Consider the following 20,254-nt stretch of genomic DNA (forward strand, 5'->3'; position numbering starts at 1 on the left):
TGCCGCTCAGTGCGTCCAGAGTCGCGCGAACAGCCTCAGGTCGCGCAGGCCGTCCGGTTTGAGGATGGCGCCGCGGCGCACGCCTTCCTCCTGGAACCCGTTCTTCTCGAGCACGCGCGCCGAGGCCGGATTGCCGTCCAGCACGCTGGCCTCCACCCGCTGCAGCGCCAGCGTCGGCACCACCCATCCGAGGTAGGTGCCCACCACCCGCGTCATCAGGCCCTGTCCCCAATGCCGGCGACCGAGCCAGTAACCCAGCTCGGCCGCGTGCGCACGCTCGCCAGCGCCGGGACGCGCGGCGATGCTGCCGCAGGCCTGGCCATCGATTTCGATGGCCAGCAGCGGTCCGTCCAGTTCAACCACGCGTCCGCCCAGGAACGCCTCGCCGTCGGCGCGCGTGTACGGATGCGGGAAGCGGTCGCTCAGGCCGCGTGGCACCTGCGGGTCGTCGGCATGGACGAGCAGCGATTCGAGGTCGCCTGCATGCCAGGCGCGCAGGACGAAGCCATCGCCCTGCAGGCGCACTTCCACGTGCGGACGGGTGCCCGGCTCAGCCATGGCCACCGACCTGGGGCGTGTCCGCTTCGAGCTTTTCCAGTTCGTGCGCCAACGCCTCGGGCGAGCGCGTGTACGGCGCCAGCAACGCGTAGAACGCCGGCACCACGTACAGCGACAGCAGGGTCGAGAAGGTCACGCCGAAGATGACCACGATGCCGATGGTGGCGCGGCTGGCCGAGCCCGGGCCGCCGGCGAGCACCAGCGGGAGCGCGCCCATGACCGTGGCGACCGAGGTCATCAGGATCGGCCGCAGCCGCACCTTGGCCGCTTCGGCGATGGCGCTGTGCACGCTCGCGCCTCCGTCGCGCAGCTGGTTGGCGAACTCCACGATCAGGATGCCGTTCTTCGCCGCCAGGCCGATCAACATGACGATGCCGATCTGGCTGAACAGGTTGAGCGAGCTGCCGGTCACCCACAGCCCGAGCAACGCGCCCAGCACCGCCAGCGGCACGGTCAGCATGATCACCAGCGGATGCAGGAAGCTCTCGAACTGCGCGGCCAGCACCAGGTACACGATCAGCAGGGCCAGGGTGAAGGTCAGCACGATCGCGCCACCCGCCTCCTGGTACTCGCGCGACTCGCCCTTCCAGTCGACCTGGGCATAGTCCGGCAGCTCCTCGTCCACGACCTGCCGGGTCCACTCCAGCGCTTCGCCCATCGTGTAGCCGGGAGACAGCCCGGCACTGATGGTGATCGCGCGCAGGCGGTTGAAGCGGTTGAGGCTGCCCGGCTCGGCGATCTCCGACAGGGTGACCAGGTTGGACAGCGGCACCAGCGCTTCGCCGCGGCCGCGCACGTAGGTCTGGGCCAGGTCGGAAGGGTCGACGCGCTTTTCGCGCCCGGCCTGCAGCATCACGTCGTATTCCTCGCCGTTGTCCACGTAGGTGGTCACCTGGCGCGAACCCATCATCGTCTCCAGCGTGCGGCCGATCTCCTGCACCGGCACGCCCAGGTCGGCGGCGCGGTCGCGGTCGATCTCCACGCGCATCTGCGGACGCGTTTCCTTGTAGTCCGAATCCGGGTCCTGGATGCCGGGGTTGGATTCCATCCGCTGCAGGATCCGGTCGCGCCACTGCGCCAGCTCGGCGTAGTCGGGACCACCCAGCACCAGCTGGTAGCGCTGGCCGCGGCTGCCGACCAGGCCGCCGGGAACGTTGGCGCGCACCTGCACGCCAGGCAGCTTGGCGAACTGGGCGCGCAGCGAATTGACCACCTCGTCGGTCGTGGCCTCGCGCTCGTGCCAGTCCTGCAGGAAGACGATCACCTGCCCGGTATGCATGTCCTCGCCACCGCCCCAGCCGCGCGGCACCCGCGAGTTGGCGCGCTGGATCGGCTGGTCGGCGCCGACCTTGGACAGCACGATCTCTTCGACCTGCTGCATCTGGCCGACGGTGTAGTCGAAGCCCGCGCCTTCGGGCCCATCGACCATCACGAAGAAGCGGCCCCGATCCTCTGCCGGCGCCAGTTCGCTGGGCACGCGCAGCCCGAGGCCCACGATCGCCGCCACGCACAGCCCCATCGCAACGAGGAGGACCACCAGCAGCCTCCGGCCAGGCACGGCGACCATGCGCGCGACCTGGCGGCCGTAACCCTCGCCGATCCGGTTGAGCGTGCGCTGGGTGAATGCATTGAGGCCGCGCGGCTTGCCGTGCGGGCGCACCAGCTTGGACGACATCATCGGCGTGAGCGTCAGCGCCACGAAAGCCGAGATCGCCACCGCCGCGGCCAGCGCCACCGAAAGCTCGCGGAACAGGCGCCCGGTATTGCCCTCCATGAAACCGACCGGCAGGAACACCGCCACCAGCACCGCGGTGGTGGCGATCACCGCGAACGCGACCTGCTGGGTGCCACGGCGCGCGGCGACCAGCGGCGGTTCGCCCAGGTCGGCGCGGCGCTGGATGTTCTCCAGCACCACGATCGCGTCGTCGACCACCAGGCCGATGCACAGCACCAGCGCCAGCAGGGTCAGCAGGTTGATCGAGAACCCGAACGCATACAGCGCGATGAATGCCGCCACCAGGCACACCGGCACGGTCACCGCGGGAATCAGCGCGGCCCGCAGGCTGCCCAGGAACAGCCAGATCACCAGGAACACCAGCACCATCGCCTCGCCCAGCGTCCAGTACACGCGCTCGATCGAGGCCTCGATGAAGGTGGTGCTGTCGAAGGCGATGAAGATGTCGGTGCCTTCCGGCAGCGTCTGCTGGATCACCTCGGCCTCGGCGCGCGCGGCGCGGGCCACGTCCAGTGCGTTGGCGGTGGACGTGCGGACGATGCCCAGGCCCACGTTGGGCACGCCGTTGCTGCGCAGGTAGGAACGGCGTTCCTCCGCGCCCAGTTCGACCTTGGCCACGTCGCCCAGCCGGACCACGTAGCCGTCGGCGCCCTTGCGCAACGGCAGTTGCGCGAACTGCTGCGGCTGCCGGTAGCCGCGCTCCACGCGCAGGGTGAAATCGCGCGTCTCCGATTCGATGCGACCGGCCGGCAGTTCCACGTTCTGCGCACGCAGCGCGCTTTCCACGTCGCTGGTGGTGATGCCGCGCGCGGCCATCGCCTCGCGGTCCAGCCAGATCCGCATCGCGTAGCGCTGGCCGCCACCGAGCTGGACGCGGGCCACGCCATCCAGCGAGGACAGCCGGTCGACGACGTAGCGGTCGGCGTAATCGGTCAGCTCCATCGTGTCCATCACGGTGGAACGCATGTTCAACCAGACGATGACCTCGGCGTCGGCCTCGACCTTGGAGATCTCCGGCGGATCGGCCTCGTCCGGCATCCGGTCCATCACCCGGCTGACGCGGTCGCGCACGTCGTTGGCCGCCGCCTCGATGTCGCGGCTGAGGTTGAATTCGATGGTGACGTCGGAACGGCCGTTACGGCTGGACGACTGGATCGTCTTGATGCCCTCGATGCCGGCCAGGCCATCCTCGAGGATCTGGGTGATGCGGGTTTCCACCACCGCGGCCGAAGCACCGGGATAGTTCACCTCCACCGACACGATCGGCGGGTCGATGTTGGGCAGCTCGCGCAGGGTCAGGCGCAGGAATGACATCACCCCCAGCACCACCAGCAAGAGGCTCACCACCACCGCGAACACGGGGCGCTTGATCGACAGGTCCGACAGCTTCATCCGCTCAGTCCTGCTTTGGCGCGTCGGCGTCCGGCGCCGGCGCGGCCGGCTTCTCCGGCGCAGCCGCCGGGCCGCCCTCGGCCACGGTCACGCCGGGGCGCAGCTTGCCGGTGCCGTCGACCACGATGCGGTCGCCGGCCTGCAGGCCTTCCACGATCTCGACCTTGCCGTCGCGACGCACGCCGGCCGTCACCATCGCCCGCTCGACCTTGTCGTCCTGGCCGACGCGGTACACGAACGTGTCCCGGCCCACCTGCACCACCGCGATCTCCGGGACGACCAGCGCCTGGCGCTCGGGACGGAACAGGTGCACGTCCAGCAGCATGCCGGGGCGCAGCAGGCGCTCGGGATTGTCGAACTCCGCACGTACCGTCACCGCACGGGTGGTCGGGTCGATCCGCGCGTCGACGGTCTGCACTTCGCCCTCGAACTTGCGCCCCGGCCAGGCGGCGGTCCCGGCGGTCACGCGCGCGCCGGGCACCATCGCCGACAGCGCGGCTTCCGGCACCTGGAAGTCGACGTACATCCGCGAGATGTCGTCCAGCGTGGCGATCACAGCATTGGGAGTGAGCAACGCGCCCGGGCTGACCTGGCGGATGCCCAGTACGCCGGCGAACGGCGCGCGCACGTGGCGGTCGCGGATGTCGGACTTCATCTGCCGCACGCGCGCGGCGGCGACTTCGCGCAACGCCCGCTGCGCATCCAGGGTCGAGCGCGCCACCAGCTGCTGCGCGGCCAGTCCCTGCAGGCGCTGGTACTGCTGCTCGGCTTCGGCCAGGGTCGACTCCGCCTCGCCCAGCGCGGCCTGCTGCGCATCCACGCGCAGGGTCACCAGAGGCTGGCCGGCCTGGGCCTGCTGCCCGCTCTCGAAGTGGACCTGGTCGACGATCTCGCTGACCTTGGCGGTCAGGGTCACTGATTCGCGTGCCTGGGCCGTGCCCAGTGCCTGCACCGTGTCGCTCCATGCCACCGGCTGCACCACGGTCGTGGTGACCGGGATGGCGGGCGATGCGTTACCGGTTTTCTCGGGCGGCCGGTTGCATGCCGCCAGACCCACCATGCCGACCAGGACCAGACCCCTGGCCAGGAAACGTGACGCCATCGACCGCCTCGCTGCTTTCATTACTCGACCGCGAAGTGTAACGAGCGATTGTTAACGTCTGTATGTGCCTTTCGTTGACATGGTGCGCCGACTACATGGGAGAACCCGTGCCGGACGCCCGCGTCAGAGCCAGGAAGTGCCCGAGCTCCCCTCCGGGTCGAGCGCCTGCAGCACCTGCGCCACCATCGCCTCCGGGGTGCTGCCCGCGGCTTCCAGGTGGACTTCGGGCCGCTCCGGCGCCTCGTAGGGCGAGTCGATGCCGGTGAAGTTGGGGATCAGGCCGGCGCGCGCCTTGGCGTACAGGCCCTTCACGTCGCGCGCCTCGGCCACGGCCAGGGGCACGTCGACGAACACTTCGATGAACTCGCCTTCGGCGAAGCGCTCCCGCGCCATCTGCCGCTCGGCCCGGAACGGCGAGATGAAGCTGACCAGCACGATCAGGCCGGCATCGGCCATCAGCCGGGCGACTTCGGCGACGCGGCGGATGTTCTCGACCCGGTCCTCGTCGGTGAAGCCCAGGTCGCGGTTGAGGCCGTGGCGCACGTTGTCGCCGTCGAGCACGAACGTGTGGTAGCCCAATGCGTGCAGGCGCTTGTCCACCAGGTTGGCGACGGTCGACTTGCCCGCGCCGGACAGGCCGGTGAACCACAGCACCTTCGGCACCTGGCCCTTGATCCGCGCGCGCGCGGCCCGGTCCACATCCAGGTGCTGCCAGTGCACGTTGTCGGCGCGGCGCAGGGCGAAATCCAGGGTGCCGGCGGCGACGGTATCGTTGCTCTGGCGGTCGATCAGGATGAAGCCACCCAGCGCGCGGTTCTCCGCATAGGCGGCAAAGGCAACAGGCTCCTCCAGGCTGAGGTTGCAGTAGCCGACCTCGTTGAGCTCCAGGCGCTTGGCGGCCAGGTGCTCCTGGGTGTTCACGTCGACCCGGTGCTTGATCTCGCTGATGCTGGCGGCCACCGTGCGCGCGCCGATCTTCAGCCAGTAGGGGCGGCCCGGCAGCAGCGGCGCATCGCTCATCCACAGCAGGTGCGCGGCGAACTGGTCGGCCACGGCCGGCGGGTCGCCGGCGGCGGCGATGACATCGCCGCGGCTGATGTCGACCTCGTCGGCCAGGGTCAGGGTCACCGCCTGTCCGGCGAAGGCGCGCTCGACCGGGCCGTCCGCGCCCAGGACACGGGTGACGGTGGAACGCCGTGCCGAGGGCAGCACCACGACCGCGTCGCCCGGCGCGACTTCGCCGGCGGCGATGGTGCCGGCGAAACCGCGGAAATCCTGGTTGGGCCGGTTCACCCACTGGACCGGCAGGCGCAGTCCGGACGCGGCGTCGCCGGCTTCGACCTCGACGGTTTCAAGGTGCTGGAGCAGGCTGGGTCCGTCGTACCACGGCGTGTGCGTCGAAGCCGAGGAGAGGTTCTCGCCCTCCAGCGCCGACAGCGGGATCGCCTGCACGTGCGCGATGCCCAGCTGCGCGGCCAGCGCGCGGTAGCCTTCGACGATGTCTTCGAATACGCCGCGGTCGTAGCCGACCAGGTCCATCTTGTTCACCGCCAGCACCACGTGGCGGATGCCCAGCAGCGAAACGATATAGCTGTGCCGGCGGGTCTGCGGCAGCAGGCCCTTGCGCGCGTCGACCAGGACCACGGCCAGGTCGGCGGTGGAGGCACCGGTGGCCATGTTGCGGGTGTACTGCTCGTGGCCGGGGCAGTCGGCGACGATGAACTTGCGCTTCTCGGTGTCGAAGTAGCGGTAGGCCACGTCGATGGTGATGCCCTGTTCGCGCTCGGCGGCCAGGCCGTCCATCAGCAGTGCGTAGTCGATGCGCTCGCCCTGGGTGCCATGCCGGCGGCTGTCGGCCTCCAGCGCGGCGAGCTGGTCGTCGAACAGGCGCTTGCTCTCGTACAGCAGGCGTCCGATCAGGGTGCTCTTGCCGTCGTCCACGCTGCCGCAGGTGATGAAGCGCAGCAGCGGCTTGTCCTCGTGCTGGCGCAGGTAGGCGGCGATGTCGGCGCCGGTGGCGCCCGTCGCGTCGGCGGCCATCAGAAGTACCCCTCCAGCTTCTTCTTCTCCATCGAGGCGGTCGGATCCTGGTCGATGACCCGGCCCTGGCGCTCGGAACTGGTGGCCACCAGCATCTCGGCGATGATCTTCTCCAGCGAATCGGCCTCGGACTCGATCGCGCCGGTCAGCGGATAGCAGCCCAGCGTGCGGAAACGGACGTTGCGCAGCTGCGGGACTTCGCCCGGCGCCAGTGGCAGGCGCTCGTCGTCGACCAGGATCAGAGCGCCGTCGCGCTCGACCACCGGCCGGGGCGCGGCGAAGTACAGCGGCACCACCGGGATCTTCTCGCGGTAGATGTAGAGCCACACGTCCAGCTCGGTCCAGTTCGAGATCGGGAAGGCGCGCACGCTCTCGCCCTTGCGGATGCGGGCGTTGTACAGGTTCCACAGCTCCGGGCGCTGGCGCTTGGGATCCCAGCGATGGTTCTCGTTGCGGAAGGAGAAAACGCGCTCCTTGGCGCGCGACTTCTCCTCGTCGCGGCGCGCACCGCCGATCGCGGCGTCGAACTGGTACTGGTCCAGCGCCTGCTTCAGGCCCTGGGTCTTCATCACGTCGGTATGGATGGTGGCGCCGTGGCTGACCGGGCCGATGCCCTGGGCGATGCCGTCCGGATTGATGTGGACCCGCAGGTCGACGCCCGTCTCGGTGGCGCGCCGGTCGCGGAAGGCGATCATCTCGCGGAACTTCCAGCGCGTGTCCACGTGCAGCAAGGGGATCGGCGGCGGCGCCGGGGCGAACGCCTTGAGCAGCAGGTGCAGCAGCACCGAGCTGTCCTTGCCCACCGAATACAGCAGTACCGGGTTCCGGAACTCGGCAGCGACCTCGCGCAGGATATGGATGCTCTCGGCCTCAAGGCGGTCGAGGTGGGACAGGCGGTGGGTCAGGCTCATCAGGCGTTCGGGCAGCGGGGGCGGGCGAAGGCCATGGGCCTCCGGCGACGGAGGGCCGGCCTGGAGGGACCCGGTGGCGGTCCGGGACGGTGGATGTTCCGGGCGGCGGCGAGTCCGACGAAATAAGCTCAGAGCATAAGCCAATAACTACAGGGCGTTTCAGCCGGGCTTTGCAGGTTCCTAACATCGGTGGTCCGTCGAACCCGACGCCCGCCGAGACCCCGCATGACCGCTGCGCCCACCGCGCTGCCCCCCAGCCCGCTCAACGAAGACCGCAAGGTCCTGCTGGGCCGGCTGGTCGATGGCCTGGACGGGCCGTCGCTGTGGTGGCTTTCGGGTTACACCGCCGGCCTGGCCCAGGTCCATGCACCGCCCCAGCTGGCGGTGCTTCCCGGCGGCGCTGCGGGGGCAGCGAGCCAGGCGGGGCAGCGGCTGACCGTGCTGTACGGAAGTCAGACCGGCAACGCCCGCCGTGAAGCGGAGAAGATCGCCCAGGCCGCCGAAGGCGCCGGCCTGGCCGTGCGCCTGCTCCGTACCGATGCCTATGCCACCCGCGAACTGGCCAGCGAGCGCCTCCTGTATGTCGTCATCAGCACCCAGGGCGAAGGCGATCCGCCGGACGATTCGATCGGTTTCACCGAGTTCCTGCTCGGCAAGCGCGCGCCGAAGCTGCCCGAACTGAAATTCGCGGTGCTTGGCCTGGGCGACACCAGCTATGCCGACTTCTGCGGCATCTCCCGCAAGCTCGATGCCCGCCTGGCCGAACTGGGCGCGCAGCGCGTGCTCGAGGCCGGGCAGGCCGACCTGGACATCGACACGGTCGCCGGTCCCTGGCGCGACAGCGCCCTGGCCCAGGCGCGCGAGCTGCTCAAGGCGAGCCCCGCCCCGGCCGCCGCGCACCTGGCCACGGTCACTCCCCTGCGCGCGGTGTCGGCCTGGTCGCACGAACGGCCGTTCCCGGCCGAGGTGCTCGCCAACCAGCGCGTGAGCGGGCGCGAGTTCAAGGGCCAGGGTTTCCTGCAGTACGGGTCCGGCGACAAGGACGTGCGACACATCGAGCTGTCGCTGGAGGGTTCGGGCCTGGCCTACGAGCCGGGCGATGCACTGGGCATCCGCCACCGCAATCCCGCCGTGCTGGTCGACGCCGTGCTGCAGGCCACGCACCTGGACGGCAACACCGCTGTCACCTCCGGCGAGCAGACTCTGCCCCTGTCCGAGTGGCTGGCCACCCGCCGCGAACTGACCCGGCTGTCGCGCCCGTTCCTGGCCGCGCATGCCGAACGTTCCGGTGCGGCGTCGCTGAAGCAGCTGCTCGACCCGACCCAGCCCGCCGGCCTGGCTGCGCTGCTTGCCGACCACCAGCTGGTGGACGTGCTGCGCCGCTGGCCGGCGGATTGGGACCACGACGGCCTGCTCGCCGCGCTGCGCCCGCAGGCCCAGCGCCTGTATTCGATCGCCTCCAGCCCCAGGCGCGTTGGCGAGGAAGCGCACCTCACCGTCGACATCCTCGGCTACCACGCCCACGGTCACGACCATGGCGGCGCGGCCAGCGGTTTCCTCGCCACCCTGGACGAGGGCGGCCAGGTTCCGGTCTACATCGAACCCAACGAGCGCTTCCGGGTGCCGGCCGACGGCGCGCGCGACATCATCATGGTCGGCCCCGGCACCGGCGTGGCGCCGTTCCGCGGCTTCGTCCAGGAACGTGCCGAGACCGGCGCCAGCGGTCGCAACTGGCTGTTCTTCGGCGCCCAGCACTTCAATACCGGCTTCCTTTACCAGGTCGAGTGGCAGGATGCCCTGCGCCGCAGGGAACTGCACCGCCTCGACCTGGCCTTCTCCCGCGACCAGGCCGACAAGATCTACATCCAAAGCCGCCTGCGCGAGCGCGGCCGCGAGGTCTACGACTGGCTGCAGAGCGGCGCGCACTTCTATGTCTGCGGCGCGATCGCCATGGGCAAGGACGTGCACGCCACCCTGCTCGAGATCATTGCCGCGCACAACGGCGGCGACGCCGAGGCCGCATCCGACTACCTGACCGCACTGCAGACCGAGGGCCGCTACAGCCGCGACGTCTACTGAAGACGCCACGGCCCAGCCACCGCATGAGCACCACCCATTCCGTCGAAGACATCAAGGCCGAGAGCCGCCGCCTGCGCGGGTCGCTGCTGGAAAGCCTGGCCGATCCGGTCACCGGCTCGCTGCGCGAGGACGACCAGACCCTCATCAAGTACCACGGCAGCTACCAGCAGGACGACCGCGACATCCGCGACGAGCGCCGCCGGCAGAAGCTCGAGCCGGCCTACCAGTTCATGATCCGTACCCGCACCCCCGGCGGCGTGATCAGCCCCGAGCAGTGGCTGAAGCTCGATTCGGTCGCCACGCGTTTCTCCAACCACTCGCTGCGCGTCACCACGCGCCAGGCGTTCCAGTTCCACGGCGTGATCAAGCGCGAACTGAAGTCGACCATGCAGGCGATCAACGCCGCGATGATCGACACCCTGGCCGCCTGCGGCGACGTCAACCGCAACGTCCAGGTCGCCGCCAATCCGCTGCTGTCGAAGGCGCATGCCGACCTGTACGGCGACGCCGCGCGCACGTCCGAGCACCTGCTGCCCAATACCCGCGCCTACTACGAGATCTGGCTGGACGAGGAACAGGTGGCTGGCAGCGGCGAGGAGACCGAACCGGTCTATGGCGACAAGTACCTGCCGCGCAAGTTCAAGATCGGCTTCGCCCTGCCACCGGTGAACGATGTCGACGTGTACGCCAACGACCTGGGCTTCATCGGCGTGCTCGACCCCCAGGGCCAGCTCGAAGGCTACGACGTCACCATCGGCGGCGGCATGGGTTCGACCCATGGCGACGCGGAAACCTACCCGCGGCTGGCCAACAACGTCGGCTTCATCCCGCGCGATGCGCTGCTGGAGGTCGCCACCGCGGTGGTCACCACCCAGCGCGACTTCGGCAACCGCGTGCTGCGCAAGCGCGCGCGCTTCAAGTACACGATCGACGACCATGGCCTGGAGTTCATCGTCGACGAGATCGAACGTCGCGCCGGCCTTAAGTTCGCCGCGCCGCGCGCCGCCGCCTTCGAGCACAACGGCGACCGCTACGGCTGGGTCGAGGGCGAGGATGGCCGCTGGCACCTGACCCTGTCGCTGCCGGCCGGCCGCATCGCCGATCGCCCGGGCGCGCCGCACCTGACCGGCCTGCGCGAGATCGCCAACGTGCACCGTGGCGAGTTCCGGATGACCGGCAACCAGAACCTGGTGATCGCCGGCGTGCCGGCCGGCGAGCGCAAGCGCATCGAAGCGCTGGTCCGCGACCATGGCCTCGATGCCGGCAACCGCGCGCCGACCGCGCTCGCCCGCGCGGCGATGGCATGCGTCTCCCTGCCGACTTGCGGCCTGGCCATGGCCGAGGCCGAGCGCTACCTGCCGGATTTCGCCGCCAGGCTGGAGCCGCTGCTGGACCGGCACGGCCTGCGCGAGGCGCCGATCCTGGTGCGCATCTCCGGCTGCCCGAACGGCTGCTCGCGGCCGTACCTGGCCGAGATCGCGCTGGTCGGCAAGGCGCCGGGCCGCTACAACCTGATGCTTGGCGCCGACCACCGCGGCCAGCGGCTCAACACGCTGTACCGCGAGAACATCACCGAGGCCGAGATCATCGAGGCGCTCGATCCCCTGTTCGCCCGCTATGCCGGCGAACGCCAGTCCGGCGAAGGCTTCGGCGATTTCCTGCACCGCGCCGGCCTGGTCGCGCTGCCGCCCTATCCCACCCATGTCCGCGTCGACCCGGCCCCGGCCGCGCTCGGCGAGGCCGCCTGATCCCATGTCGCTGCAGAACCTGCGTCCGGAGCCTCCGATGAGCCTCACCGCCACTACCCGTGAAGCCGCCAACAGCCCGCAGGCAACGCCCGTGCTGGACCTCGACGCGCTCAACAGCCGGCTCGAAGCGATGGATGCCGAACAGCGCGTGGACTGGGCGCTGCAGCATGGACCGGGCAACGCCGCGCTGTCTTCGAGCTTCGGCGCGCAATCGGCGGTCACCCTGCACCTGCTCACCCTGCAGAAGCCGGACATCCCGGTGATCCTGATCGATACCGGCTACCTGTTCCCGGAAACCTACCGCTTCGCCGACGAACTGGCCGAACGGCTCAAGCTCAACCTGCAGATCTATCGTCCGCTGGTCAGTCGCGCGTGGATGGAAGCGCGCCATGGGCGCCTGTGGGAACAGGGCGTGACCGGCCTGGACAACTACAACCAGCTGCGCAAGGTCGAGCCGATGCGCCGCGCGCTGGACGACCTGGGCGTGGGTACCTGGTTCACCGGCCTGCGCCGCAACCAGTCGGCCAGCCGCGCCGAAACGCCGATCCTGCAGCGCCGCGGCGAACGGCTCAAGGTCAGCCCGATCGCCGACTGGTCCGACCGCGATGTCTGGCAGTACCTGAAGAAGCACGACCTGCCCTACCACCCGCTGTGGCACGAAGGCTATGTCTCGATCGGCGACTTCCACACCACCAGCCGCTGGGAGCCGGGCATGCGCGACGAGGACACCCGCTTCTTCGGCCTCAAGCGCGAGTGCGGCATCCACGAGGAGATCTGACCGGGCTGCGGTGCCGCCCGCGCGGTTAGCGTTGCCTGGCACCGGATTGAAGCTGGCCGCCGCCGGCGACTAGCGGTACTGCTTTTCCTCGATGAACTGGGAACCCGCCAGGCGGTTGATCTCGTTCTTGATCCCGACCCGCTCGCCGTTGCGGGTCGCCACGGCACGCGCCAGCGTGATGAATTCCTCGCCGAAATCCTGCGCCGCTTCCTTCGCGCGCAGGGCGTCCTGCACGTCCCACATACGCTCGTTGACCGCGCGCAGCTGCGCCTTCAGCGCCGGCAGCTCACCGGACCCCGCCGCCAGCGACTCCCACAGCGGGCGCAGGCCGTCGAGTTCGACTGCCACGTTCCGGCGCTTGTCCTCGGCCGCGATCCGCTCGGCCTTGATCTCGAGGATGGTGATCTTGTCGATGAGCTCCCCGACCGAAACGGGGACCATGATGGTGTTCATGCCGGGATCCTGTGGCGTGCGCAGGAGCGCAGTCTACCGGCAGGCTGCATGATGGGGCCCGCATCCGTTGCGCAGCGGCCGATGCATCGCGTGTCGCCCTCCATCGCGCTGGTGTATTGCGCCGCCGGCAGGCGCCACGGATCAGCTGGTGATGGTCTGGGTCAGCGATTCCCAGGTCGGAGGCTCGGGCCAGTCGGCCGCCTGGTTTCCGTCCAGCACGCGGCGCAGGTCGCGCTTGTCGATCTGCGGGGCGAGCACGTTGACCAGCTCGAGCGCGTAGTCGCGCAGCACGCGTTCGCGCGGCAGCACCGCCCAGGCGATGCATTCGGAAACCTCGGTGGGCGCCGGCCAGCCGCGCAGATCGGTATCGCCGGTGCTGACCGCCATCTCCGCCAGCAGGCCCACGCCCAGTCCGGCACGCACGTAGGTCTTGATCAGGTCGGCATCCAGCGCGGTCAGGGCCAGGTTCGGCTCCAGGCCGACGCTGCTGAAAGCGCGCTGCAGCGAGGATTCCGGACGGGTCGAGGATTCGTAGCTGATCAGCGGGTACTGCGACAGCTCCTGGATGTCCGGCGCCTTGCCGGCCCGGTCCAGCGGATGGCCGCGCGGCACCAGCGCCAGCCGGCGCCAGCGGTACAGCGGTACGGCCACCCCGCCCTGCGGTTCGCCCCCGGCCGTGCTGACCACGGCCATGTCGGCCTCGCCGCTGCCCAGCAGGTCCAGCGCCGCCCCCTCGGCGGACTGCTGCAGGTGCACGCTGACCTGGGGGAACTCGCGCTTGATCCGCGCGATCGCCGGCGGCAACACGAAGCGGGCCTGGGTATGGGTGGTGGTGATGGTCAGCTGGCCCTGGCTCTCGCGGCGCTGGTTGGCGGCGTAGGCCCGGATGTTGGCGGTCTCGGCCAGGATCACCCGGGCCCGGTCCAGGACCTCGGCGCCGGCCGGGGTGATCGCCTCCAGGCTGCGCCCCTTGCGCACAAACAGCAGGAAGCCCAGCTCGTCCTCCAGCTGCTTGAGCTGCTTGGACAGGCCGGGCTGGGTCGCATGAACGCGCGCCGCCGCCAGGGTGATGTTGAGCCCGGCGTCGGCGATGGCAACGAGGTAGCGCAGCTGGGTAAGCGTCATTCGGGGGCCGGGCGACCGGGGGGGTCAGGTCGTGACAGGTCTGGCGACTGTAGTGGTAATCAGTGCCCCCATCTTATAACTGGGAGGCATAAGCATTGTGCGGCAAGTTATTTCCGCCCGTTATGAGCACGGGGGTACGGTCGGCATCCCACTCCCTGCCGGGCCTGCCGTGAGCCTGTCCCCTTCCGCCGCCTTCGACCTGCCCCCGGGCGGCGTCGCCCTGGTCGGCGCCGGTCCCGGTGATCCGGGCCTGTTGACCCTGAACGCGCTGCGCGCGCTGGAGGCGGCCGAGGTCGTGCTGTACGACCGCCTGGTCGGCGCCGGCGTGCTGGCCCTGGCCAACCCGGCGGCGTTGAGGATCGAGGTCGGCAAGTCGGCCGGCAACCACAGCATGCCGCAGGAGCAGATCCACGCGCTGATGCTGGAGCACGCCCGCGCCGGCCGCCGCGTGGTCCGTCTCAAGGGCGGCGACCCCTTCGTCTTCGGCCGCGGCGGCGAGGAACTCGAGTACCTGCATGCCCACGGCATTCCCTACCGGGTCGTGCCCGGCATCACCGCGGCGGTCGCCTGCGCGGCCTATGCCGGCATCCCCCTGACCCATCGCGACCACGCGCAATCGCTGCGACTGATGACCGCCCACTGCAGGGACTCGGTGGACACCCTGGACTGGGCGTCGCTGGCGCAGGAACGGCAGACCCTGGCCGTGTACATGGGCGTGGCCGCACTCGGCCACCTGCGCGAACGCCTGCTCGCTGCGGGCCGCGACCCGGCGACGCCGTTCGCCCTGGTCGAAAACGGCTCGCGCCCGGAGCAGCGCGTGGTCACCGGCACCCTGGACGACCTGGCCGCGACCGCCCAGGCGCACGCCGTCGCCTCGCCGGCGCTGCTGATCCTGGGCGAGGTGGCGGCACTGGCTGCACAGCTGCACTGGTTCGGCGCGACGCCGCTCGGCCCGCCACCCGCTGAACCGGCCTTGGCCCAGGCCGCCTGAATCACGCGTACTGAATCCCACATTCCCCGCCTCCTGGAACCACGGAACCCGCTCATGGCCATCTACGACAGCATCCTCGACACCATCGGCCGCACTCCGGTCGTCAAGCTGCATCGCATCGCTCCGGCGCACGTGGAGCTCTATGCCAAGGTCGAGGCGTTCAATCCCGGCGGCTCGGTCAAGGACCGCCTGGCCCTGGCGATCGTCCTGGACGCCGAATCCAAGGGCCAGCTCAAGCCCGGCGACACGATCATCGAGGCCACTTCAGGCAATACCGGCGTCGCCCTGGCCCAGGTCGCTGCCGCGCGCGGCTACAAGTTCGTCGCGGTGATGGTCGAGACGTTCTCGATCGAGCGCCGCAAGCTGATGCGCGCCTACGGCGCCAAGGTGATCCTGACGCCCGCGGCCGAGCGCGGCACGGGCATGGTGCGCCGCGCCGAAGAGCTGGCGAAAAAGCATGGCTGGTTCCTCGCCCGCCAGTTCGAGAACCCGGCCAATCCTGCCTACCATCGCCAGACCACCGCCGCCGAGATCCTGCATGACTTCGCCGGTCGCCGACTGGACCACTTCGTCAGCGGCTGGGGCACTGGCGGAACGCTGACCGGCGTGGGCGAGGTGCTGCGCGTCGCCCGCCCGGAAGTGAAGATCACCGCCGCCGAACCGGCCAATGCGTCGCTGCTGGCCGGCAACGAATGGAAGCCGCACAAGATCCAGGGCTGGACCCCGGACTTCGTGCCGGCGGTGCTCAATCGCGAGGTCGCCGACCAGATCCTCGGCGTCACCGACGAGGACGCCATCGCCACCGCACGCCGCCTGGCGGCAGAGGAAGGCATCTTCGCTGGCATCTCCTCGGGCGCGACGGTCGCTGCGGCGCTCAAGGTCGCCGCCGATGCGCCGGCCGGCACGGTGCTGCTGGCGGTGCTGCCGGACACGGGCGAACGCTACTTCTCCACTCCGCTGTTCGAGGGCGTCAACGAAGGTTCGGACGACGAGTGGCTGGCTTCACTGAGCTGAGTCTTTCCAGAGTGAGAAACGGAACGGGCGACACGCAGGTGCCGCCCGTTTTCGCTTGGCGCTAGGCCGCCGCGCGCTAGCAGCCTGGCTTGCGGCGGGACGCAGAAAGCAAGGCAAGGGCAAAAGCAAAAGACGGAGCGTGCGTCGCGGTTGCGCTGCGGGGTGTTCCCTTCCGCGAATGTCCCCCGGCACCGATAAAGCCGGTGCCTCCTCCTTTATTTCGCTGCAGGGAACACCCCACATCGCCTGAAGGTGGCAGCGGCCTGGCTGGGCGACGCACGGTCAATGCAAAAGGCTGAACCCGGCAGCATGCGTCGAGTGGCGCAATGTGTTCATCGCGTGCGCGCCAGATTTCTGGAGGAAGCGCCTGGTACCTGTCGGGACGTGGTGCGATGCCCTCGGGGCGAAATCAAGGAGGAGGCACCGGCTTTATCGGTGCCGGGGGACATTCGCCCCGAGGGGCATCGCAGCGCGTCTTGCCGCGACCCGTCCGCCCAAACCAATGCTGTGCTCGCTCTTTGACGAAACCGCATCGCGATGCGCTGCGAGAATCACAGTGCAGCAGCCGTGCAGGACACGGCTGCCACGTACCTCATCACACCCGCATGGTGCCCGTTTCCAGATAGCGCTCGTGCCAGGACAGTGCCTCGCCCAGCAGGTGCGGGGTGTGCTTGCCCTTGCTGTGCCTGCAGGCCCGGTCGAAGTAATCCTCCAGCATCGGCCGGTAGTCCGGGTGCGCGCAGTTCTCGATCACCTTGCGTGCGCGCTGCTTGGGCGACAGGCCTCGCAGGTCGGCCAGACCCTGCTCGGTGACGATCACCGCGACGTCGTGCTCGGTGTGGTCGACATGGCTGACCATCGGCACGATCGCAGAGATCGCACCATTCTTGGCCGTACTCGGGGTCAGGAAGCACGAGAGGAAGCCATTGCGCGCGAAGTCGCCCGAACCGCCGATGCCGTTGATGATGCTGGTGCCGGCCACATGGGTGGAATTGACGTTGCCGTACAGGTCCGCCTCGACCATGCCGTTCATACCGATCACGCCCAGGCGCCGGATCAGCTCGGCGTGGTTGGAGATCTCCTGCGGACGCAGCACGATCTTCTCCCGGTAGCGGTCGATGTTGCGCACGAAGTCGTCCACGCCGCCCGGGCTCAGCGCGAACGAGCTGGCCGATGCGACTTCGATGGTGCCATCGCCGATGAGTTCCAGCATCCCGTCCTGGATCACCTCGGTGAAGGCGGTCAGCCCACGGAATCCCGCCTCGCGCAGGCCGGCCAGCACCGCGTTGGCGACGTTGCCCACGCCCGACTGCAACGGCAGCAGCTTCTCGTGCAGCCGCCCGGCGCGGATCTCGTGGCGGAAGAACTCGACCAGGTGATCGGCAATCCGCCGCGAAGTCTCGTCCGGCGGCGCGAAGGCCCCGAGCCGGTCCGGTGCGTCGGTCTCGACCACGGCGATGACCTTGTCCGGATCGCAACGCAGGTAGGGCTCGCCGATACGGTCGCCCGGCTGGGTCAGCGGAATCGGCACGCGTTGCGGTGGCAAGGCCGTGCCGTAGTAGATGTCGTGCATCCCTTCCAGGCCCCGCGGCTGGCGCTGGTTGACCTCGATGATCACCTTGTCGGCCAGGTCCAGCCAGGTCTTGTTGTTGCCCACCGACGTGGAGGGCACCAGTTGCCCGTCCGGCAGGATCGCGCTGACTTCGACCACGGCCACATCGAGCTTGCCGAGGAAGCCGAACCAGGTGTACTGCGCGACATGGCCCAAGTGGATGTCCATGTACTCGATCTCGCCCTGGTTGATGCGGGCGCGCAGGTCGGGATCAGACTGGTAGGGCAGGCGGAAATCGATGCCGCCGGCACGGGCCAGCGCACCGTCGAGCTCCGGCGCGGTGGAAGCGCCGGTGAGGATGCGCAATGCGAAGGGTTCGCCGCGGTCGTGCGCGGCGGTGATCCGGTGCGCCAGCGCAAGCGGGATCGCTTTCGGATAGCCGGCGCCGGTGAACCCGCTCATGCCGACTGCCATGCCCGGCCCGATCAGCGCGGCCGCCTGTTCGGCCGTCATCCGCTTCGCCGCCAGCCCTGCGTGGGCGATCCTGTTGCTCATTCGGTTGTTCCGTGGGGGATTGGCCGATTTTACCGGCTCGTCGCGACCGGATCATGATGCTGGACAAGGCCAGTCACGCGACTTTCGGCTAACTGCCAAGACAGTCGCATTGTGCGCACCCCGGAAATGCAGCCCGGACCGCGGCGATCCGGCCGCTCGCGGCCCCGCCAGGCCTCAGCCTTCGTAAAGCTCCAGCGGCAGGCCGTCGGGATCGGCGAAGAAGGTGAAGCGGCCGCCGGTGTATTCATCCACGCGCACCGGCTCGGTGGCCACGGCGTGCGCGCGCAGGTGCTGGACCGCTTCATCGAGATCGGCCACGCGCAAGGCGAGGTGGCGCAGGCCGCAGGCCTCCGGCCGCGATACGCGCGGCGGCGGCGCGGGAAACGAGAACAGCTCCACCTGGGTGCCGTCGGCCAGGCGCAGGTCGAGCTTCCACGAGCCGCGCGCCTCGCGGTAGGCCTCGGCGACCACCTCCAACCCCAGCACCTCGACATAGAAGCGCTTCGAGCGCGCGTAGTCGGAGGCGATGATCGCGACGTGATGGATGCCGGCGAGCTTCATGGTGCGAGTGCAGGCCTGGGCGCTGAGGCGCCCCGATCCCCGGGCATGCGGCGGAGATTCAAGGCGCGCACATCAATGCGCCGCGGCCGCCGCGTCGGCGGCGCCGCCCTCGCGCGCTTCGTGCCGCCCGCTGTGCATCAGCAGCACCAGCGGCATCGCGCACAGGGTCAGCACCATCATCATCCAGAAATCGTTCGAGTAGCCGATCGCCGCCGACTGGCGCATCACCTCGGCATTGAGCATGGCTGCACCCGATTGCGTGGCCGGGTTCCAGATCGCCGGCAGCAAGGTCTGCTCCGCGCCGTACGCAGGGATGCGGGCGCTGATCTCGGCGTGGTTGACCTGGCTGGCCCGGGCCAGCAACGCGACCACCATCGAGATGCCCACCGACGAGCCGATATTGCGGACCAGGCTGAACAGGCCGGCGGCCTCGGTGCGCTGCGATGCCGGGAGCGTCGAGTACGCGATCGTGGATATCGGCACGAACACCAGGCCCAGGCCCATGCCTTGCAGCACGCCCAGCCACACCACCGCCTCGATCGAGGCCTCGATGCCGAACTGCGACATGCCGTGCAGCGACAGCACCATCATCGCCATGCCAACGAGGATCGGAATGCGCGCGTCGACCCGGCCGAGCATCCGCCCCACCAGCATCATCGTGAACATGGTGCCGATGCCGCGCGGCGCCAGCACCATGCCGATGGTCAGGATCGGATAGTGCATGAGCGTGTTGAGGTACGGCGGCATCAGCGCGAGCGTGGCGAACAGGACGATGCCGACCACGAAGATCAGCACGCAGCCGACCGCGAAGTTGCGGTTGCCGAGCATGCCCAGGTCCAGCAGCGCGCGGTCGCGCCGGTTCCACCACCACAGGCCGTACAGGTACAGCGCCAGGAAGGCCAGCGCGGCCTCGACCTGGATCTCCAGGCTGCCGAACCAGTCCATGGTCTCGCCGCGGTCCAGGAACAGCTGCAGCGCGCCGATGCCCAGCGCCAGCAGGGCCAGGCCGACCGCATCGAGCGGACGCGGACGCGGCGTTTCGCGCTTCACGCTGGCCATGATGCCGACCAGCGCGATCGCGCCCACCGGCAGGTTGATCAGGAACACCCAGTGCCAGCTGTAGTACTCGGTCAGCCAGCCGCCCAGCGGCGGGCCGAGGATCGGGCCGACCATGATCCCCATGCCCCACATCGCCATCGCCGCGCCGTGCTTTTCCTTGGGGAAGGCATCGAGCAGCAGCGACTGCGAGATCGGCACCAGCGAGGCGCCGAACACGCCCTGCAGGATGCGGAACATCACCATCTGACCGATGCCGGTGGCCATCGCGCACAGCAGCGAGGCGACGGTGAATCCGGAGACGGCGATGATCAACAGGCGGCGCCGGCCCAGTCGCGCCGCCAGCCAGCCGGTGACCGGCGTCAGGATCGCCGCAGCCACGATGTAACTGGTCAGCACCCACGACGCCTGGTCCTGGGTGGCCGACAGCGAACCCTGCATGTCCGGCAGGGCGACGTTGGCGATGGTGGTGTCCAGCGCCTGCATCAGCGTGGCCAGCATCACCGAGCCGACCAGCAAGGCACGGCTGCCGCCTTCGGAAGAACTCAGGCGCGAAATCATGTCCGGTATCCGGGAAGTACGGTCGCGGCCCGCAGGCGCGGGC

13 protein-coding genes and 2 pseudogenes are annotated in these 20,254 nt (G+C 69.3%); 5 read left to right on the forward strand and 10 right to left on the reverse strand.

Features of this window, described 5'->3' with window-relative positions; translation table 11 throughout:
- Positions 1 to 6: 6 nt before the first annotated feature.
- The 5 genes and pseudogenes from CSC65_RS06540 to cysD all read right to left on the reverse strand — a co-directional run bounded on the left by CSC65_RS06540 (position 7) and on the right by cysD (position 7,738).
- Positions 7 to 558, reverse strand: coding sequence for a GNAT family N-acetyltransferase (locus CSC65_RS06540; RefSeq protein ID WP_162409660.1), 552 nt, complete (start codon positions 556 to 558; stop codon positions 7 to 9).
- Positions 551 to 3,685, reverse strand: coding sequence for an efflux RND transporter permease subunit (locus CSC65_RS06545; RefSeq protein ID WP_162409662.1), 3,135 nt, complete (start codon positions 3,683 to 3,685; stop codon positions 551 to 553). Before CSC65_RS06545 ends, CSC65_RS06540 begins: the two co-directional genes overlap by 8 nt.
- 4 nt (positions 3,686 to 3,689) lie before the next feature.
- The gene (locus CSC65_RS06550) at positions 3,690 to 4,787 is read right to left on the reverse strand and encodes an efflux RND transporter periplasmic adaptor subunit (RefSeq protein WP_162409664.1); all 1,098 of its coding nucleotides are present in this window, start codon (positions 4,785 to 4,787) and stop codon (positions 3,690 to 3,692) included.
- A gap of 123 nt (positions 4,788 to 4,910) precedes the next feature.
- Positions 4,911 to 6,791, reverse strand: a pseudogene (cysN, locus tag CSC65_RS06555) (sulfate adenylyltransferase subunit CysN); the annotation flags it as partial.
- Between the two features lie 35 nt (positions 6,792 to 6,826).
- Positions 6,827 to 7,738 carry a sulfate adenylyltransferase subunit CysD gene (gene cysD / locus CSC65_RS06560; protein WP_162409668.1) on the reverse strand — a complete coding sequence of 304 codons (912 nt, stop codon included), beginning with the start codon at positions 7,736 to 7,738 and terminating at the stop codon, positions 6,827 to 6,829.
- Positions 7,739 to 7,963: 225 nt separating this feature from the next.
- On the opposite strand from cysD, the gene CSC65_RS06565 reads away from it, so the two are divergent.
- Genes CSC65_RS06565 through CSC65_RS06575 form a run of 3 tightly spaced genes read left to right on the forward strand, consistent with a single transcriptional unit; the run spans position 7,964 to position 12,343 of the window.
- Positions 7,964 to 9,817, forward strand: a complete 1,854-nt coding sequence (locus CSC65_RS06565) for an assimilatory sulfite reductase (NADPH) flavoprotein subunit (RefSeq protein ID WP_162409670.1) — start codon at positions 7,964 to 7,966, stop codon at positions 9,815 to 9,817.
- 23 nt (positions 9,818 to 9,840) lie between these two features.
- Positions 9,841 to 11,565, forward strand: coding sequence for an assimilatory sulfite reductase (NADPH) hemoprotein subunit (gene cysI / locus CSC65_RS06570; protein WP_162409672.1), 1,725 nt, complete (start codon positions 9,841 to 9,843; stop codon positions 11,563 to 11,565).
- 37 nt (positions 11,566 to 11,602) lie between these two features.
- Positions 11,603 to 12,343 carry a phosphoadenylyl-sulfate reductase gene (locus CSC65_RS06575; RefSeq protein ID WP_162409674.1) on the forward strand — a complete coding sequence of 247 codons (741 nt, stop codon included), beginning with the start codon at positions 11,603 to 11,605 and terminating at the stop codon, positions 12,341 to 12,343.
- A gap of 69 nt (positions 12,344 to 12,412) precedes the next feature.
- Here the strand turns inward: CSC65_RS06575 and CSC65_RS06580 are convergent, their stop codons facing one another.
- Positions 12,413 to 12,796, reverse strand: coding sequence for a DUF6165 family protein (locus CSC65_RS06580; RefSeq protein ID WP_162409676.1), 384 nt, complete (start codon positions 12,794 to 12,796; stop codon positions 12,413 to 12,415).
- A 141-nt stretch (positions 12,797 to 12,937) separates the two neighbouring features.
- A complete protein-coding gene (locus CSC65_RS06585; protein WP_162409678.1) occupies positions 12,938 to 13,921 on the reverse strand; it encodes a LysR family transcriptional regulator in 984 nt (327 codons plus the stop codon).
- Positions 13,922 to 14,084: 163 nt separating this feature from the next.
- On the opposite strand from CSC65_RS06585, the pseudogene cobA reads away from it, so the two are divergent.
- Together cobA and cysK are read left to right on the forward strand one after the other, a co-directional pair.
- A pseudogene (gene cobA / locus CSC65_RS06590) lies at positions 14,085 to 14,912 on the forward strand (uroporphyrinogen-III C-methyltransferase); the annotation flags it as partial.
- Between the two features lie 54 nt (positions 14,913 to 14,966).
- The gene (cysK, locus tag CSC65_RS06595) at positions 14,967 to 15,926 is read left to right on the forward strand and encodes a cysteine synthase A (protein ID WP_162409682.1); all 960 of its coding nucleotides are present in this window, start codon (positions 14,967 to 14,969) and stop codon (positions 15,924 to 15,926) included.
- Positions 15,927 to 16,521: 595 nt separating this feature from the next.
- On the opposite strand, the gene scpC is transcribed toward cysK, so the two are convergent.
- The 3 genes from scpC to CSC65_RS06610 form a co-directional block, all read right to left on the reverse strand.
- Complete coding sequence (gene scpC / locus CSC65_RS06600) at positions 16,522 to 18,033, reverse strand: succinyl-CoA:acetate CoA-transferase ScpC (protein ID WP_162409684.1); 1,512 nt, start codon at positions 18,031 to 18,033, stop codon at positions 16,522 to 16,524.
- A 174-nt stretch (positions 18,034 to 18,207) separates the two neighbouring features.
- Entirely contained in the window at positions 18,208 to 18,594 is a 387-nt protein-coding gene (gloA2, locus tag CSC65_RS06605) for an SMU1112c/YaeR family gloxylase I-like metalloprotein (protein WP_162409686.1), read from the reverse strand.
- A gap of 72 nt (positions 18,595 to 18,666) precedes the next feature.
- A complete protein-coding gene (locus CSC65_RS06610) occupies positions 18,667 to 20,211 on the reverse strand; it encodes an MDR family MFS transporter (RefSeq protein ID WP_202922838.1) in 1,545 nt (514 codons plus the stop codon).
- Positions 20,212 to 20,254 lie beyond the last annotated feature (43 nt).

The organism is Pseudoxanthomonas daejeonensis, assembly GCF_010093205.1.
GTDB classification, from domain to species: Bacteria; Pseudomonadota; Gammaproteobacteria; order Xanthomonadales; family Xanthomonadaceae; genus Pseudoxanthomonas; species Pseudoxanthomonas daejeonensis.